Origin of the sequence: Subtercola boreus, from assembly GCF_003399625.1 — a bacterium.
Lineage (GTDB): Bacteria > Actinomycetota > Actinomycetes > Actinomycetales > Microbacteriaceae > Subtercola > Subtercola boreus_C.
This window is the reverse complement of the sequence record NZ_NBXA01000001.1, coordinates 20,736-37,819: the sequence shown is the minus strand read 5'-3', so window position 1 is coordinate 37,819 and position 17,084 is coordinate 20,736. Positions and strand designations below refer to the sequence as shown.

Below are 17,084 nucleotides of genomic sequence, written 5' to 3'. Positions count from 1 at the left end.
CGTCACTGGGCGTACTCTGCCCGCACGGGCTCGCTCGATCGACCGGCGACGTCGCTGTAGACGGCGGTGAGGGCGTGCGCCATGGCGCTCACGGTGAACTCGGCGTGCACCATGTTCTGGGCACGGCTGATCCTCGCGGAGTCGACGTCTTCCGGAGCGGCTGCGAGCTCGAGGGCGTTGCGGAGGCCGCTGCGGATGCCGGCCGGCGCCCGCGTATCCACCAGGAAACCGGTGACCCCATCGTCGATATACGTGGCGGGGCCTCCCCCGTTCGGCGCGATCACCACCAGACCGGCGGCGAGGGCTTCGAGCAGGGCGATGCCGAACTCCTCCTTGAGGCTGCCGCAGACATACACGCCGTGCGGGGCGATGAGGGGGCGCGCGGGCTGGTGCCCGTCGCGCTCGCTCCCGAAGCGTGTCGCGCCGAGCCACCGCGCCACCACGTCATTGGGGCGGTGGCCGGCGAGGACGAGCCCGTCACGGGCATCGGGGTGTTCCCGCAGGGTGCGCTCGATCCGGTCGAGCTGGCCCTGTTCGTCAGCTGACGGATTCGCGAGGTCGCCGCCCACGAGAACGAGGTTGCTCGCCTCGCGGAGTGCGGGATCCGCTGCCCACGCCTCGACGATGGTGGCCATCCCCTTGACGTGGTGCAGCCGGCCGACGGTGATGGCGAGGGGCAGACCGTGGCGGTGGGGCGGCAGGGCGCGCACCAGTTCGTCGAGGAGGTCGAAGGCCGCGTCGGCGGAGGACGCACCGGCCGCCTCCGCAGGATCCGCTTCAGCAGGACCCTCCGTACCGGGTTCTGCCCGCTTCTCGGCTTCGACGAGCGCCGATTCGATCACGGAGACGTCGATGCCTTCGGGCACGACGGTGAACCGCCCGGGGTCGTCGTCGATGTCGATGCCGAGCAGCTCGTGCAGGTCGTTCCGCAGCTCGGGCCGCGGGAACAGCACCGTGTGGGCGGCCTGGCCGGCCAACCGCTGCACGAGACGGGTGCGGAACCAGTAGTGCTCGTGCTCGTCGACGACGCCGAAGGACTCGCGAGTGAGTGTGCCGGCCATGTCGAGGGCATGGATGACGCCGTGCGGATCGGGCGCGAGCGTGAACACCACAGGGATGCCGAGGCGGGAGGCGACAGTGGCGGCCGCCATGCTGCCGACGTCCGCCATCCGGAGGTGCAGAACGTCGACGGGACCGAGGGCGAGCAGAGCACGCCGGATGCCGCGTTCTGCCGCGACGCGGGTGGGCCAGGCGCTCGCGGTCGACGTCGCTTCGGCAAGCAGAGGCACGGGCGCGAGGATGTGACGCTCGGGGTTCCCCTCCGCTTTGTCTGAGAGCCAGGTGTGCGCTCCCGGCAGTGCGGCCAGTGAGGCGTCAGCGCTCCCCCGGGAGAGCGTGATGACCCTGTCTATCCCCGGCTCGGCGAGCAGCGAGTCCCCGAGCCGCACCAGGAGGGTGGCGATTCCGCCGTTGTCGCCGGCGCCCGCGCGCGTGAGACCCCTGTCGATGTCGGCGTGCAGGAAGAGCTGGGCGATGGTCAGCCCGCGTTGTCGGCCGCCCCGCTCTTCGGCTGCGGGGCGGAAGCTGCCGGGCAGGGGTCTGGCCGGGTTCAGGGAGAGGTCGATGTCGTAGGCGGCGAGACGCGCAACATCCCCGATGAGTCCCTTCTGCTCGGCGAACTCCTGCACCACAGCTCGGGCACGGGCATCCACCGACCGGTCGCCGAGCGCTGCCATGGCGGCGACACGCACGACCTCCGTCTCTCCGGCGTCGGCGGCGAGAACGCACAGGGCGCGACCGGCTACCGGGCCGGGGATCAGCCCGAGCGTCTCTGCCAGCCGTGCGCGCGGCGCCGGCCGTTCCTCGCTGGCCAGCGCTCCTTCGAGAGCCAGGGCGATGTGGTCGGGTGTCGTGAGGGCCCACTGTTGCAGGGTGCGTTCCGCCAGGGCACCCGTGAAGCCTCCACCGATCACTCCCCTGACGAGCCGGGAGACGGCGTCGAGGCGGGGCAGGCGGGTCCAGAAGGCCCAGGCCGCATGCTCGCGGAGGTACGCCCGGTCGGAGGAGAGGAGTTCCGAGAGGGCGAACTCCGCCTTGTCGTCATAGATACGGGCCAGCGCATGGACGGCGGCGATCGACGTGAGGGCATCCGAGTCGTCGGAGATGAGCGACATGAGCGTCGGCACGGAGTCGGCGCCGAACCGATCGACGGCATCGGCGAGAACATCGGCCGACCTCAACACATCAAGGATGAACGGTGTTTCGTTCAGTCGTGCAATCGCTTGTTCCAGTTCCATGATCCAACAAGTGAAGCTCATTCGGCTGGGTACCGGCAACACCTTGACAAGGCACGAGCACCATACGGATCCTCCGTTGGGGGGAACGGGAGGTTACGACAGGTGGAACCAATAAACTGTGCCCATGGATGTACCCGAGACCTCCCCCGTCAAGCTGCGCCCGGAGATCGTCGCACTGCCGGCCTACCGCCAGGGGAAAGCGGTCGAGGGCGGCTTCAAGCTGTCGGCCAATGAGAATCCGTTCCCACCCCTTCCGGGTGTCCTGAAGGCGGCACAGGATGCCTCGGAGGTGCTGCACCGCTACCCGAACGGTCATGCACCCGAACTCTCCGCCCGGCTCGCCGAGAGGTTCGGAGTCAGCTCCGAACAGGTCATCATCGGTGCGGGATCGGTCTCCCTCCTCGCTCAGCTCGTCATCGCAGCCGCCGGGGTCGGCGACGAGGTTGTGTACTCCTGGCGCTCGTTCGAGGCCTATCCGCTTCTGCCTGTGATGAGCGGTGCCACCAGTGTGAAGGTGCCCAACCGGGCCGATCACGGGCACGATCTGCCCGCAATGGCGAAAGCGATCACCGAGCGCACCCGACTCGTCATCGTCTGTACGCCGAACAATCCCACCAGCACGATCGTGACGAACCGCGAGTTCGCCGAATTCATGGCGCAGGTGCCGCGTGACCTGCTGGTCATTCTCGATGAGGCATATGCCGAATTCGTGACGGACCCGGATGCCGTGAGTGGCATACCTCTTCTCTCCCGCTACCCGAACCTGGTGGTGCTCCGCACGTTCTCGAAGGCATACGGGCTGGCGGGTCTGCGCATCGGCTACGGGATCGGCCCTGTACCGGTGATCGATGCAGCCCGGAGTGCAAGCATTCCTCTGGCGGTGACGCACCAGGCCCAGCGTGCCGCCATGGCCTCGCTCGACCAGGAGGCCGAGCTGCTCGAGCGCGTCGCGCACATCGCGAAACTCCGCACGACCATCTGGAACGGACTCCTGGCCCAGGGCTGGACGGTGCCCGAACCGCAGGGCAACTTCGTCTGGCTGTCGACCGGCGAGAACACGGATGCCGCAGCGACCATCCTGCTCAGCCACGGCATCATGGCGAGACCCTTCTCGCCAGAGGGCATTCGTATCTCCATCGGGGAGTCGGAATCTGTAGACAAACTCTTGGCATCGACCCAGGAGATTGTGGATCTCCTCTCAAACCAGCCCGACGCCCAGCCGATACTGTGAAGCTGGCCCCAACACAGAAGCACGAGGTAAGCCACGTGGCAGAAGTTTCGCCAGCCGTACAGTTCCTCTCGATCGATGGCGCATTCGCCCCGAACGAGGCCGCTGAGGAGTACCTCCCCTACCTGCAGGAGCTGGATGAAGCGGATCACCGACGCTTCTATACAGACATGGCCGTGACGCGGCGCTTCGACGAGGAGTGCACGAACCTCCAGCGCCAGGGGCAGATGGGTCTCTGGCCGCCGAGCCACGGCCAGGAGGCTGCGCAGGTCGGCTCTGCCCGTGCCGCCCGCGCGCAGGACGTGATATTTCCGAGCTACCGCGAGCACGCGGTAGCGCTGGTGCGGGGGGTCGACATCGTCGACATCGTGAAGGTGATGCGCGGTGTGAGCATGGGTGGATGGGACGCCACGGATCCCGCCAACGGCAACTTCCGCAACTACTGCCTCGTGATCGGTTCCCAGACCCTGCATGCGACCGGTTACGCCACCGGCGTACGGTTCGACGGAGCATACGCAACGGGCGACGTCGAGTCCGATATAGCCGTGATGGCATACTTCGGCGACGGGGCCACGAGCCAGGGGGACGTGAGCGAGGCCTTCGTCTTCTCGGCGAGCGGCCAGAACCCGCAGGTGTTCTTCCTCCAGAACAACCACTGGGCGATCTCGGTGCCGGTCACCACCCAGTCGCGCACCCCGCTCTACCTCCGCGCAGCGGGCTTCGGTATCCCGAGCGTGCAGATAGACGGCAACGATGTGCTCGCGAGCTACGCGGTCTCGAGAAAGCACCTCGACGATGCTCGGAGCGGCGGCGGTCCGCAGCTCATCGAGGCGATGACCTACCGGATCGGCGCACACACGACCTCCGACGACCCGTCGAGGTACCAGACGCCCGAGCAGCTGGCGTACTGGGTGGCGAGGGATCCGATCATCCGGTTCGAGACCTACCTGCGTGCCCAGGGCGCCGACGATGCGTTCTTCGACGAGGTGCACACGCAGGCGGAGGACTTCTCCGCCGACCTCCGTCAGCGCACGCTCGAGCTCGGTGCCCCCCCGCTCTCGACGATCTTCGACAACGCCTACTCGGAACCGCACCCGGTGATCGATGAACAGAAGGCCTGGCTCCAGGCCTACGAGTCCTCGCTGACGGAAGGTGCCTGATGGTTGCGGCTACAGAAGAACTGCCTCTCGCCAAAGCGCTGAATGCAGGCCTCCGGGCTGCGCTGGCGGCAGATGACCGTGTTCTCCTGATGGGTGAGGACATCGGCAAGCTCGGCGGCGTCTTCCGGGTCACCGAGGGCCTCCAGGCCGAGTTCGGCACGAATCGGGTCATCGACACGCCTCTCGCCGAGTCCGGTATCGTCGGCTCGGCCATCGGCCTCGCGATGCGCGGATACCGACCGGTCTGCGAGATCCAGTTCGACGGATTCATCTATCCGGCATTCGACCAGATCACCAGCCAACTGGCCAAGTTCACGGCGCGGACGGCCGGCGCGGTACCGATGCCCGTGGTGATCCGTGTGCCCTACGGCGGTCACATCGGTGCGGTCGAACACCATCAGGAGAGCCCCGAAGCGTATTTCGCGCACACGGCCGGCCTTCGCGTGGTGAGCCCGAGCACCCCGAACGACGGCTACTGGATGATCCAGGAGGCCATCGCCTCGAACGACCCGGTGATGTTCTTCGAGCCGAAGAGCCGCTACTGGCCGAAGGGGCCTGTCGACTTCGCCCTGAGTGCGGCGCCCCTGCATTCGACCCGTGTGGTTCGGACCGGTACCGATGTGACAGTGATCGGCCACGGCGCCATGGTCGCCGGCCTCCTCCAGGCCGCGCAGGTCGCTGCGGAGGAGGGCATCAGCATCGAGGTTCTCGATCTTCGCTCGTTGAGCCCCGTCGACTACGCCCCGATCCTCGCCTCGGTCGAGAAGACCGGCCGGCTGGTCGTCTGCCAGGAGGCCACCGGCTTCGCGAGCGTCGGTTCGGAGATCGCTGCGACGGTGGCCGAGCGGGCCTTCTACTCGCTCGAGTCGCCGGTGCTCCGGGTGTCGGGCTTCGACACCCCCTATCCGGCGTCGAAGATCGAGTCGTTCTACCTCCCCGACGCCGACAGGGTGCTCGAGGCAGTCGACCGAGCGCTCGCGTTCTGAGCCCAGCCGCTCCGGTTCCGCTGCCGGTCATCCATCCGTCCCCATCCACCCCGCCGATCCCAGGAGTTCCCGTGAGTGATTCACTGTTCAGGTTGCCCGATGTGGGCGAAGGCCTGACCGAGGCTGAGATCGTCTCCTGGCGGGTGGCCGCCGGCGACACCATCGAGGTCAACCAGGTCATCGTCGAGATCGAGACGGCGAAGTCGCTGGTCGAGCTGCCGTCTCCTTTCGGGGGTGTCGTGGGCGAGCTCATGGTGAGCGAGGGGATGACCGTCGAGGTCGGTACCCCGATCATCCGGGTCACGGGCGGCGGTGCCAGTGCCAGTGCCAGTGCCAGTGCAAGTGCCAGTGCTGATGCAGGCTCGCAGCAGGTCGTCGCCGAGGTCACGCCCGCCGTGCAGGCAGAGCCAGCAGCGCCCGAGGAGGCCGAGGAGGCCGCGGGCGCGGTGCTGGTGGGTTACGGCACCAAGGGCCACGTCACCAGTCGCCGACGGCCCCGGAGCGCTCCGGCTCCCACCCCGAGCACTCCTGTTTCCCGCGCGGTCGCTGCACCGGCTGCAGCCGCCCCGTCTGCTCCGACGTCTGGGGCGACCGGCGCTGCACCGGTGGCCACCCGGCCTGTCGGGCACTCCTCGCCGGCGGTGACGGGCCTCCCGGTGATTGCCAAGCCGCCGATCCGCAAGCTCGCCAAAGACCTCGACGTGAACCTCAACGAGGTCACGCCCACGGGTCTGATCGGCGACATCACACGCGACGACGTGATCAGGCATGCCTCCCAGGCGAAGGTCTTCCACAACATCGAGACCCCCCAGTGGGCGGATGAGCGCGAGGAGCGCATCCCCGTCAAGGGCGTGCGCAAGCAGATCGCCAAGGCGATGGTCTCGAGTGCCTTCACCGCCCCGCACGTGGGCCTGTTCGTGGATGTGGACGCCTCCCGCACGATGGAGTTCGTGAAGCGGCTCAAGGGCTCCGCCGACTTCGTGGGCGTTCGTGTGTCGCCCCTGCTCATCCTCGCCAAGGCGATCATCTGGGCGGTTCGGCGAAACCCCATGGTCAACTCGGCGTGGACCGACACGGAGATCATCGTGCGGAACTACGTGAACCTCGGCATTGCCGCGGCCACTCCCCGGGGCCTGCTGGTGCCGAACGTCAAAGAGGCGCAGTCGATGACGCTCCGGGAGCTTGCGATCGCGCTCGAGAACCTCACTCTGACGGCCCGGGAGGGCCGGACGAGTCCGGCCGACATGGCGAACGGAACGATCACGATCACGAACATCGGCGTCTTCGGGATGGACACCGGTACGCCGATCCTCAATCCGGGCGAGGTGGCGATCGTCGCCCTCGGCACGATCAAACAGAAGCCCTGGGTCGTCGACGGTGAAGTGCGCCCCCGGTTCGTCACGACGCTGGGTGCGAGTTTCGACCACCGCGTGGTGGATGGCGACGTCGCGAGCCGTTTCCTCGCGGATGTCGCGGCGATCGTCGAGGAACCCGCGCTGCTGCTCGACTGACACTGTTCGCGTGGATCCCGCTATCGCTTTTGACAATCATTATCAATAAGCCCTAGCATCGGAACGTGCCCGAACGTGGCGCGTTCGCCCCCTGTCTAGATGGATCCCTCCAGCCATGCGCTCATTCCGTACCCCCACCAGGCTCGCCCTCATCGCGGCAACCGCGCTCGCTGCGGTGACGCTCGCCGGCTGCTCGTCCGGGTCACCCGCCGCTGATGGCGCTTCGACCGCCGCCGCATCCGGTTCCGGCCAGATCGCGGTCGTCGCCTCGACCGATGTCTGGGGCGACATCGCGGCCCAGGTCGGCGGAGATCTGGTCTCCGTCACGTCGATCATCGACGATCCGTCGAAAGACCCGCACGAGTACGAGGCCGACGCTCAGAACCAGCTCGCCCTGTCGAAGGCCGCTGTCGTCGTCGAGAACGGCGGGGGCTACGACGATTTCGTCGACACCATGCTCTCGAGCTCGAAGAACACGGGAGCGACGATCGTCACTGCCGCCACTGTGTCGGGCTACGACCTCGCACCGACGACCGGCGCCTTCAATGAGCACCTCTGGTACGACTTCCCGACCGTGAAGAAGGTCGTCGACCAGCTCGCCACCTCGTTCGCCGCCCTCGATCCGGCAGGCGCTTCGACCTTCACCGCCAACGCTGCGGCGTACAGCACGAAGCTCGACGGGCTCATCGCCTCAGAGGCCGAACTGAAGTCGAGTTTCCAGGGCACCGGCGCAGCGATCACCGAGCCGGTGCCGCTGTACCTGATGGACGCCTCCGGCCTCGTCGATGAGACCCCGGCCGAGTTCAGCGAAGCCATCGAGGGCGGCACGGATGTCGCCCCCGACGTGCTCGCCCAGACCCTTGCGCTCTTCTCCGCTAAGCAGGTGAAAGTGCTCGTTTACAACGAGCAGACGAGCGGCCCGCAGACCGACGCCGTTCTCGAGGCGGCCAAGGCGGGGAACGTTCCCGTCGTTCCCGTGACCGAGACCCTGCCCACCGGCACGAGCTATCTCGACTGGATGAGCGGCAACCTGGCGGCGCTGAAGAGCGCGCTTTCGCAGTAATCTTCGGTAGATGACCCTGCCTGATCCGACTTCCCGTCCGGCCGGTGCCCCCGCGGCGCCGGCCGATGCGGTGTTGGCCCTCCGTAATGCGACGCTCGGGTTCGGCAGCCGCACGCTCTGGAGTGGCCTCGACCTCGCGGTCACCGCCGGGGAGTTCATCGCCGTGATCGGGGCGAACGGATCCGGGAAGACGAGCCTGCTCAAGGTGATCCTCGGCCAGCAACGCCTGAGCGGGGGCACGGCACGCTTTCTGGGAGCACCGCTCCGACGGGGCAACCGTCGTATCGGATATATTCCGCAGCAGAAGCTGGCCGACGACGGCACGCCGCTCCGCGCTCGCGACCTGGTCGGTCTCGGCATCAGCGGGCACCGCTTCGGCGTGCCGCTGCCCTCCGCTTCGCGCCGCCACCAGGTCGACGAACTCCTCGCCGCTGTCGGGGCCACCCGCTACGCCGACGCCCCCATCTCCTCTCTCTCGGGTGGCGAGCAGCAGCGCCTGCGGGTCGGACAGGCCCTTGCGGGCAACCCGAGCCTCCTGCTCTGCGACGAACCTCTGCTCTCGCTCGACCTCAACTATCAGCGCACGGTGAGTGAGCTGATCGACACCCAGCGCAGGGCGCGCGATCTCGGTGTGCTCTTCGTGACCCATGACATCAATCCCATCCTCGACATGGTCGATCGTGTGCTCTATCTCGCCAACGGGCGCTTCCGCATCGGCACGCCCGACGAGGTGCTGCAGTCGTCGGTTCTCTCCGCCCTCTATGGCTCTCCTGTCGACGTGATTCGCACGCGGGGCCGGGTCATCGTGGTCGGCACGGCCGACGGCAGCCACGGGCATCCGGATGCCACCGGCGAAACCGCGCACCACGACCGGCACCTCACACCCGACGGACAGGCATCGTGATGACGGCGGACGCCGACTTCTGGTCGCAGATCTTCAACTTCACGAACTACGGCGAGCTGCTCGTGCTGCTGCAGAACTCCATCATCGCCGGTGCGGTGCTGGGGGTCGTCGGCGGCCTGATCGGCGTCTTCGTGATGTCGCGCGACATGGCGTTCGCCGTGCACGGAATCAGTGAGCTCTCGTTCGCCGGGGCATCCGCGGGCCTGCTCTTCGGTGTGGGCGTGGTCGAGGGGTCGCTGGTGGGCTCGCTCGTCGCGGCAGCCCTGATCGGCCTGCTCGGCACGCGGGCACGCGACCGCAACTCGATCATCGCGGTGCTGATGCCCTTCGGCCTCGGCCTCGGTATTCTCTGTCTCGCCCTGTATCCGGGGCGTTCGGCGAACAAGTTCGGGCTGCTGACCGGACAGATCGTGGCGGTGGACAACCCCCGCCTCGGCTCGCTGATCGCCATCTCGATCGTGGTGGTCGTCGGGCTCGCCGTCGTCTGGCGGCCACTCATGTTCGCCAGTGTCGACGTGGACGTCGCATCGGCCCGCGGTGTTCCCACGCGGTTCCTCTCCCTGTACTTCATGCTTCTCCTCGGTCTGGCAGTGGCCGTCTCCGTGCAGGTGGTCGGCTCTCTGCTCGTGCTGTCGATCCTGGTGACTCCCGCTGCGGCGGCCCTCCGGTTGTCGTCGTCGCCGGTTCTGGTACCGCTTCTCAGTTCTGTGTTCGCCGTCGTGTCGCTGGTGGGCGGGATCATGCTCGCCCTCGGTGGTTCGGTGCCGATCAGCCCCTATGTGACCACGATCTCCTTTCTCATCTACGTGGTCTGCCGGGTCATCGCCGCTCTTCGGAAGCGCCATGGCAATAGTGGGCGCACCGTCGATCCACTGCCGGCCCGGGGCTAAAATTGTGCAGAACTGACGGAACTAGGCATTGTGGAGGAGAGGAGTGGCGATGAAACGGAACACCTGGCAGCGGGAGGCCGTGCGCACAGCCCTCGGCACCCAGATGGGTTTCGTCAGCGCCCAGGACCTGCACTCGAACCTCAAGGGAACCGGCTCGCAGATCGGTCTCGCCACGGTCTACCGCGCCCTCGGCGACCTCGCCACAGAGGGTGAGGCTGATTCCCTCCAGTCGCCCGAGGGCGAGAGCCTCTATCGGGCATGCTCGACGGGCCACCACCATCATCTGATCTGCCGCGGTTGCGGACTCGCCGTCGAGATCGAGGCTGACGATGTGGAGCAGTGGGCGAAGAGCGTTGCGGCCCTGCACGGCTTCTCACAGGCCGAGCACGTCGTCGATGTGTTCGGTTACTGCTCCGCGTGCGTGCCTGCAGTGGGCTGAGCCGGCTCCACCAACCGGCTCTGCACGCTCTGCCGGCTCTGCGGGCTCTGCCCCTCTTCGGGGAGTTCGGGCTCGAGCCCTCCCGGGGTGCCGAGGAACATGCTCGGGGTGGTGGGCTCGTCGAGTTCCTCCCGCTCTCCGGCGGAGATCGTGTGGATCGTTCCAGTGTCTGTGGTGAGCAGCCCGTGCCGGTACAGGATCTCGTCGCGCTCACGGGTCAGGAACTCGCGGTTCGCCGTGTTCGCGTCGGCGAACATGGTGGTGCGCCCCGAGATCACCCGGCGGACGCGCCGCCACTCAAGGTACGGCTTGCCGACGAACATGAGCACAAGACCGACGACGGCGTAACCGGCCATCATGATGAAACCGCGGGCGAACCCCGGCCCCACCCCATAGAGCTCCCGTTTGAGCATCTCCGTGATGCCGCTGCCGACCACGACGTGGTTGAGCCACGCGAAGGGCTCCGGCATGAACCACGACGGATACGCGGCGCCGGAGGAGGGCATCGAGAGGAAGACGAAGATGATCATCGCAGGCACTGCGATGAAGCGCCCGGCGAAGTAGCTGAGGCCGTTCACGGCCAGGCCGACCGCGACGATCCAGCCCCATGCAATGAGGAACAGTGCGCCGAAGTGCCCGTCGACAGCGCCCACCACCGGACCGGCGAGAACGTTGGTGATGAGGGAGATCAGCGCTCCGCCGACGACGATCACGGCCATCCGGGACCTGTGGCGAAGCGGCGCCCCCATCAGTCCGATGAACATCGCCACCATATAGCCGCCGATGCACCAGGCGAGCATGAGGTACATCGAGACGGTGCCGTACTCGTCGTAGGGCGGGAGCGGGGCGAGGTCGAGTGTCGTCGGGGTGATGTTCTCGGCCTGCAGGGCAGGGGTGATCAGTACGGGCAGCAGGGCAGAGACCTGGTACTGGTGGGCGCTGGCCTTGAAGATGGTGGATGTCGCGGGGTCGAACGCCACGGCGACACGGCCCGAGAGCACGGCAGCCTTCGCCTCGTCGACCGTCGCCAGGCTCTCGACCGAGACCACGCCGGGCACCGTGCGGTCGAGATCGGACTCGAACTGCTGCGCGGAGCCGACGATGCCGACGGGCACATCGTGCGGGTGAGGGGCGTGGAAGGCGGCGACATAACAGAGGCAGAACGCCACGATGAAGAAGAGAGGCAGCCACAGTTGCAGGCCGATGAGCTGGAGGGAGGGGTGGAGGGTGGAGTACCAGCGGCGGTAGGCGCTCACCTCCGGCTTCAGGGGAGGGTTCACAGTCACCGGTCGCTTCCCTTCTCTCGGTTACCAGAATACCCAGCAAGGCTGCTAGTGTGGGTCGCTGGTCGGCGGTATCTCCGTCGGCCTTCGTATGCGCGCCCCAGCGAGTCTCGGGTGACGCATGCCGACAAGAGAACTTGGGTAGGGCATCCGCTCTACGGTAATTGGAGGAAAATCATGGCCGCAGTGTGCCAGGTGACTGGAGCCGTTCCCGGCTTCGGTCACGCAATCTCGCACTCGCACCGACGCACCAAGCGTCGTTTCGACCCGAATGTGCAGAAGAAGACCTACTACGTTCCGTCGCTGAAGCGCAACGTGAACCTGACCCTCTCGGCCAAAGGCATCAAGGTGATTGATGCACGCGGTATCGAGTCTGTCGTCAAAGAGATCCTGGCTCGTGGGGTGAAGATCTAATGGCTAAAGCACAAGACGTACGCCCGATCATCAAGCTTCGCTCGACGGCCGGCACCGGGTACACCTACGTGACCCGCAAGAACCGCCGCAACAACCCCGACCGTCTCGTACTGAAGAAGTACGACCCGGTCATCCGCAAGCACGTCGACTTCAGAGAGGAGCGGTAACACATGGCTAAGACAAGCAAGATCGCAAAGAACGAGCAGCGCAAGGTCATTGTGGCGCGCTGGGCAACCAAGCGCCTCGAACTGAAGAAGGCCCTCGTCGACATGAACGGCACCGACGAGTCCCGCGAGGCAGCTCGCCTGGGCCTCCAGAAGCTTCCCCGTGACGCTTCGCCGGTGCGCGTGCGCAACCGCGACGCCGTCGACGGCCGTCCCCGCGGTCACCTCTCGAACTTCGGGATCTCCCGTGTCCGCTTCCGTGAGATGGCTCACCGGGGCGAATTGCCGGGCATCACGAAGTCAAGCTGGTAGGTTACCCTCGCGCGTCGCATCTGTTGCGGCGCACCCGCACGACAGAATCATGAGATCCACACGAATTGCTGCTTCAGCAGCAGGATGGTCCGAGGAGGACACTAAATGGCTGACAAGTCACTGAACAAGACCGAGCTCGTCGCTGCAGTCGCCGCTTCATCCGGCCAGACGCAGACCGCCGTCAACGAGGTGCTCGACTCCCTGTTCGCAACCCTCGCCGACTCGGTGTCGAACGGCGTCAAGGTCACGATCCCGGGTTGGATCGCCGTCGAGCGCACCTCGCGTGCTGCTCGCACCGGCCGCAACCCGCAGACGGGTGAGGCAATCGAGATCGCCGCTGGCAACTCGGTCAAGATCAGCGCCGGCAGCAAGCTGAAGGCAGCAGTCAAGTAGTCACTACCTGATTCAGAGAGGGCCCCGCGCTTCTGCGCGGGGCCCTCTCTGCGTTTCGGACGCTCCTCCACAGCTGCGCTCAGGGACCCAGTTCTCCACAATCCCTGCTGCGGCGGGGTTCCCAGCTGTGCTGACGTAGGGTTGACGAGTGCCGAAAATGATCCGTGTCGCCGGCCCGGCCGCTCTGGTCGGGGTGGCTTTCGTCGCGCTCATTCTGGGTCTCGAATTCGGGGGAGGCGCGACCGCGCTCCTGCTGTCAGACCCGGGGCCTCTCGTGCGCTTCGGTCTGCCGATCGCGACGATGTTCGTCAACCTGAGCGTGGCCCTCACGATCGGGGCGCTCGTTCTCGCGCTCTTCGCCCTGCGCTCCGACAAGCCGGAGTTCAACCGGGCAATGGATGTCGCCGCCGCCGGTGCCGCGTTGCTCACGGTGACATCGGCGATCACCGGGTTCCTGAGTTTTCTGAACGTGACGTCGTCGTCGGCCAGCCTCGATTCGAAGTTCGGCGAGATCCTCGGACAGTTCCTGGTGTCCGTTCCGCTCGGCCAGGCCTGGCTCGAAACCACCCTCCTCGCGGCGGCCGTCACGGTGCTGTGTTTCGCTGTGCGCAATCTCACTGCCCTGGTGTTTGTCGCCGTGCTCGCCGTCGTCACGCTCGTTCCGATGGCCCAGCAGGGGCACGCCGCGGGAGCCGACGGGCACGATGCGGCGGTCACCGCCCTGTTCATCCACATCCTGTTCGCCGCGGTCTGGCTCGGCGGGCTGGCGGTGCTGGCGCTGCTGTCGAAGCAGCTCGACAACGCGCGGCTCGTCGAGGTGGTCTCGCGGTACTCCAGCGTGGCACTGGTCTGCTTCATCGCTGTCGCGGCATCGGGGTATGTCAGCGCGGAGCTGCGGGTCGGCTCGCTCGACCGGCTGCTCACGCCCTACGGCGTGCTCGTGCTCGTCAAGGTCGGCGCCCTCATCGTGCTCGGGCTCATCGGTGCGATGTACCGCCGGATGCTCATCCGACGCCTCGCCGATGGAGCCGGCCGCCGCACCTTCTGGAAGGTGGTCGTGGCCGAGCTCGCCTTCATGGGTGTCGCCTCCGGTGTCGCGGTGGCCCTCGCGCGCACCGCGACGCCCGTGCCCGAGACTGTTCCGCCTGAGGCGACGCCCGCACAGATTCTGACCGGCTCACCGCTTCCGGTGGAACTCACCTATGGCAACTTCCTCTCGGCGTGGAACTTCGACCTGCTCTGGATCCTCATCTGTGGTTTCGGCATCTTCTTCTACATCGCCGGGGTGGTGCGGCTTCGCCGGCGAGGCGACTCCTGGCCGCTGCACCGCACGATTCTCTGGGTGCTGGGCATGCTGTTGCTGCTCTTCGTCACCAACGGGTTCATGAACGTGTACGAGAAGTACCTGTTCAGCATCCACATGCTCGGGCACATGATCCTCGCCATGATGATCCCGATCCTGCTGGTGTCGGCGGGCCCCGTGACGCTCGCGCTTCGCGCCATCCACAGGCGCACCGACGGTACGCGCGGCGGTCGCGAATGGATCCTCCTCGCGGTGCACTCGAAGGTCGGCACCCTCCTCGCGAACCCGATCGTCGCCGCCGTGCTCTTCGCTACGAGCCTCCTCACCTTCTACTACACGCCTCTGTTCCGCTGGGCGACGACCGACCACATCGGGCACGAGTGGATGATCGTGCACTTCCTCATCGTGGGCTACCTCTTCGCGCAGGCGCTGATCGGCGTCGACCCCGTTCCCTATCGGCTGCCGTACCCGTTCCGACTGCTGCTGCTGCTCGCCACGATGGCGTTCCACGCCTTTTTCGGCCTCACGCTGATGACGGGATCCGGGCTGCTGCTGGCCGACTGGTACGGCTCGATGGGCAGGCCCTGGGGGGCGAGCGCCATCGCTGACCAGCAGGCAGGCGGTGGTATCGCCTGGAGCATCGGCGAGATCCCCACCCTGATCCTGGCCATTGCGGTGGCGATCCAGTGGGGGAGGAACGACACCAAGGAGACCAAGCGGCTCGACCGGAACGCCGACCGCACCAACGATGCCGAACTCACCGAGTACAACCGCATGTTGGAGCGATTGGACACCCGGCGGTGAGTGGCCCGGTCGGCGCAAAGACGCTCTCGGCTGAGCAGCAGCGGGTCTTCGAGCTCATCGAGAGCACGAAGAAGCACGTCTTCGTGACCGGGCGGGCGGGCACGGGCAAGTCGACGCTGCTGAACCATCTCGCCTGGAACACCGAGAAGCAACTGGTGATCTCCGCCCCGACAGGCGTCGCCGCCCTGAATGTGGGCGGCCAGACCATCCATTCGTTGTTCCGGCTGCCGATCGGTGTGATCGCCGATCACGACATCGACCAGAACGCCGAGGTGCGAAAGCTCCTCAACACCATCGACACGCTGGTCATCGACGAGGTGTCGATGGTCAATGCCGACCTGATGGACGCGATCGACCGCAGCCTGAGACAGGCCAGGCAGCGACCGCTCGAAGCGTTCGGTGGAGTGCAGGTGGTGCTGTTCGGCGACCCCTACCAGCTCGCCCCGGTGCCGGGCGACTCCGATGAACGGGCCTACTTCTCCGACCACTACGCCTCGATGTGGTTCTTCGACGCCAAGGTCTGGGGGGAGACGCAGCTGAACATCGTCGAACTGACCGAGATCCACCGGCAGAGCGACGACGACTTCAAATTCATGCTCAATGCGGTGCGGCACGGCATGGTCACCAAGGAGATCGCCGACGTTCTGAACGGTGCCGGCGCGCGCATTCCGCCGAACGACGGCACGATCACCCTCGCGACGCGCAATGACTCGGTCAACCGCATCAACGCAGAGGCGCTCAAGCGGCTGAAGGGCCCGGTGAAGACGGCGCGGGCGGAGGTCTCCGGTGACTTCGCCGGCCGCACCTTCCCGGCCGACGAGAGCCTCGAGTTGAAGGCCGGTGCGCGGGTGATGTTCCTCCGCAACGATTCCGAGCAGCGCTGGGTGAACGGCACCGTCGGGACGGTGACGAAGATCGCCGGATCCGTCTGGGTGGAGGTCGACGGCGACGTGCACGAGGTGGAGCCGGTGAGCTGGGAGAAGTACAAGTACTCCTATTCGGCCACGAGCAAGGAGCTCACCAAAGACGTGGTGGGGGAGTTCACCCAGTTCCCGTTGCGGCTGGCGTGGGCCGTCACCATCCACAAGTCGCAGGGAAAGACCTACGACTCCGCGATCGTCGACCTGGGGTCGCGGGTGTTCAGTTCGGGCCAGACGTACGTGGCACTCAGCAGGCTCACTTCCCTGGAGGGGCTCTACCTCACGAGGCCGCTCCGGCCGGCCGACATCATCGTCGACGCGAACGTGCAGCGCTTCATGCGCCGCGGCTGAGCGTCAGGCTGCGGCGACAGCCTTCGCGTGGGCGAGGTCGAGAAAGAGGTCGGTGTTGAAACCGTACGCGGCGACGACTTCGTCGATGACCCGCTCGCGCTCGTCGTCGCTCCAGCCGACGGCGTCGAGCTGGGCGCGGTAGGTGTCCTTGAACTCCCGCGGTTCGGCGATGTCGGCGAAGAGGTAGAAGCCGACGCCGTTCGTCTCGAAGCCGAACTGGCGCTGCATCAGCGTGCGGATGAACTGGCCGCCCGAGAGATCGCCCAGGTACCGGGTGTAGTGGTGGGCGATGAACCCGCCGCTCCATGTCGCCCCGACCTCGTTGATGCGGGCCACGTAACGGGCGGTTGTCGGCAGCGGCGTGATCTGCTCCGCCCAGTCGTCACCGATCAGGAAGCGCAGGTCTTCGGTGATCGCCGGCAGGCGCGTCAGTTTCGGAGAGATGAACGAGGCGGCCACAGGATCGTTCTTCATGCGCTCTGCGGCAGCCTCGATGGCCTCGTAGATGAAGAAGTGCTGGGCGACCAGCGCGATGTAGTCGTCGCGATTGCCCTTGCCGTTCATGAGGTCGGTCATGAACCCGGCGCTCTCACTCGCGCCGTGCCCAGACCAGGTGCGCTCGCGGAGGGCCTGCGAGAAGGGGATCACATTCGACACGGCGA

General features: G+C 66.5%; 17 protein-coding genes. 14 read left to right on the top strand and 3 right to left on the bottom strand.

The window, feature by feature from the left end; genetic code table 11:
* Positions 1–2: 2 nt before the first annotated feature.
* On the bottom strand, positions 3–2,297 hold the full coding sequence (locus tag B7R21_RS00210) for a glycosyltransferase (RefSeq protein ID WP_116281243.1): 2,295 nt from the start codon (positions 2,295–2,297) through the stop codon (positions 3–5).
* A gap of 124 nt (positions 2,298–2,421) precedes the next feature.
* On the opposite strand from B7R21_RS00210, the gene B7R21_RS00205 reads away from it, so the two are divergent.
* The 8 genes from B7R21_RS00205 (at position 2,422) to B7R21_RS00170 (ending at position 10,478) form a co-directional block, all read left to right on the top strand.
* Positions 2,422–3,528: a histidinol-phosphate transaminase gene (locus B7R21_RS00205; RefSeq protein ID WP_116281242.1), complete on the top strand. Its 1,107-nt coding sequence runs from the start codon at positions 2,422–2,424 to the stop codon at positions 3,526–3,528.
* Positions 3,529–3,563: 35 nt separating this feature from the next.
* Positions 3,564–4,685 carry a thiamine pyrophosphate-dependent dehydrogenase E1 component subunit alpha gene (locus B7R21_RS00200; RefSeq protein WP_116281241.1) on the top strand — a complete coding sequence of 374 codons (1,122 nt, stop codon included), beginning with the start codon at positions 3,564–3,566 and terminating at the stop codon, positions 4,683–4,685.
* Positions 4,685–5,671, top strand: a complete 987-nt coding sequence (locus B7R21_RS00195) for an alpha-ketoacid dehydrogenase subunit beta (RefSeq protein WP_116281240.1) — start codon at positions 4,685–4,687, stop codon at positions 5,669–5,671. Before B7R21_RS00200 ends, B7R21_RS00195 begins: the two co-directional genes overlap by 1 nt.
* A gap of 71 nt (positions 5,672–5,742) precedes the next feature.
* Positions 5,743–7,182: a dihydrolipoamide acetyltransferase family protein gene (locus B7R21_RS00190; RefSeq protein WP_116281239.1), complete on the top strand. Its 1,440-nt coding sequence runs from the start codon at positions 5,743–5,745 to the stop codon at positions 7,180–7,182.
* A 115-nt stretch (positions 7,183–7,297) separates the two neighbouring features.
* Complete coding sequence (locus B7R21_RS00185; RefSeq protein ID WP_116281238.1) at positions 7,298–8,245, top strand: metal ABC transporter solute-binding protein, Zn/Mn family; 948 nt, start codon at positions 7,298–7,300, stop codon at positions 8,243–8,245.
* A 10-nt stretch (positions 8,246–8,255) separates the two neighbouring features.
* Positions 8,256–9,149 (top strand): metal ABC transporter ATP-binding protein, encoded by an 894-nt coding sequence (locus tag B7R21_RS00180; protein WP_116281237.1) that lies wholly within the window; start codon positions 8,256–8,258, stop codon positions 9,147–9,149.
* Positions 9,149–10,039 carry a metal ABC transporter permease gene (locus tag B7R21_RS00175; protein ID WP_116281236.1) on the top strand — a complete coding sequence of 297 codons (891 nt, stop codon included), beginning with the start codon at positions 9,149–9,151 and terminating at the stop codon, positions 10,037–10,039. Before B7R21_RS00180 ends, B7R21_RS00175 begins: the two co-directional genes overlap by 1 nt.
* Before the next feature lie 49 nt (positions 10,040–10,088).
* A complete protein-coding gene (locus B7R21_RS00170; protein WP_116281235.1) occupies positions 10,089–10,478 on the top strand; it encodes a Fur family transcriptional regulator in 390 nt (129 codons plus the stop codon).
* Here B7R21_RS00170 and B7R21_RS00165 read toward each other — a convergent pair.
* Positions 10,445–11,764 carry an ABC transporter permease gene (locus tag B7R21_RS00165; RefSeq protein WP_116281234.1) on the bottom strand — a complete coding sequence of 440 codons (1,320 nt, stop codon included), beginning with the start codon at positions 11,762–11,764 and terminating at the stop codon, positions 10,445–10,447. The genes B7R21_RS00170 and B7R21_RS00165 overlap by 34 nt on opposite strands.
* Before the next feature lie 174 nt (positions 11,765–11,938).
* On the opposite strand from B7R21_RS00165, the gene rpmB reads away from it, so the two are divergent.
* From rpmB to B7R21_RS00135, 6 genes are all read left to right on the top strand, one after another.
* Positions 11,939–12,175: a 50S ribosomal protein L28 gene (gene rpmB, locus B7R21_RS00160; RefSeq protein ID WP_116281233.1), complete on the top strand. Its 237-nt coding sequence runs from the start codon at positions 11,939–11,941 to the stop codon at positions 12,173–12,175.
* Positions 12,175–12,342: a 50S ribosomal protein L33 gene (gene rpmG / locus B7R21_RS00155; RefSeq protein WP_104245585.1), complete on the top strand. Its 168-nt coding sequence runs from the start codon at positions 12,175–12,177 to the stop codon at positions 12,340–12,342. The genes rpmB and rpmG overlap by 1 nt, the downstream gene beginning before the upstream one ends.
* Before the next feature lie 3 nt (positions 12,343–12,345).
* Positions 12,346–12,651, top strand: a complete 306-nt coding sequence (gene rpsN / locus B7R21_RS00150; RefSeq protein ID WP_116281232.1) for a 30S ribosomal protein S14 — start codon at positions 12,346–12,348, stop codon at positions 12,649–12,651.
* Positions 12,652–12,756: 105 nt separating this feature from the next.
* Entirely contained in the window at positions 12,757–13,044 is a 288-nt protein-coding gene (locus B7R21_RS00145) for an HU family DNA-binding protein (protein WP_104245587.1), read from the top strand.
* A gap of 157 nt (positions 13,045–13,201) precedes the next feature.
* Positions 13,202–15,151, top strand: coding sequence for a cytochrome c oxidase assembly protein (locus B7R21_RS00140; protein WP_116281231.1), 1,950 nt, complete (start codon positions 13,202–13,204; stop codon positions 15,149–15,151).
* Positions 15,148–16,422, top strand: coding sequence for an ATP-dependent DNA helicase (locus B7R21_RS00135; RefSeq protein ID WP_116281230.1), 1,275 nt, complete (start codon positions 15,148–15,150; stop codon positions 16,420–16,422). The genes B7R21_RS00140 and B7R21_RS00135 overlap by 4 nt, the downstream gene beginning before the upstream one ends.
* A 3-nt stretch (positions 16,423–16,425) precedes the next feature.
* On the opposite strand, the gene B7R21_RS00130 is transcribed toward B7R21_RS00135, so the two are convergent.
* Positions 16,426–17,079, bottom strand: coding sequence for a heme oxygenase (biliverdin-producing) (locus B7R21_RS00130; protein WP_116281229.1), 654 nt, complete (start codon positions 17,077–17,079; stop codon positions 16,426–16,428).
* Positions 17,080–17,084: the final 5 nt, after the last annotated feature.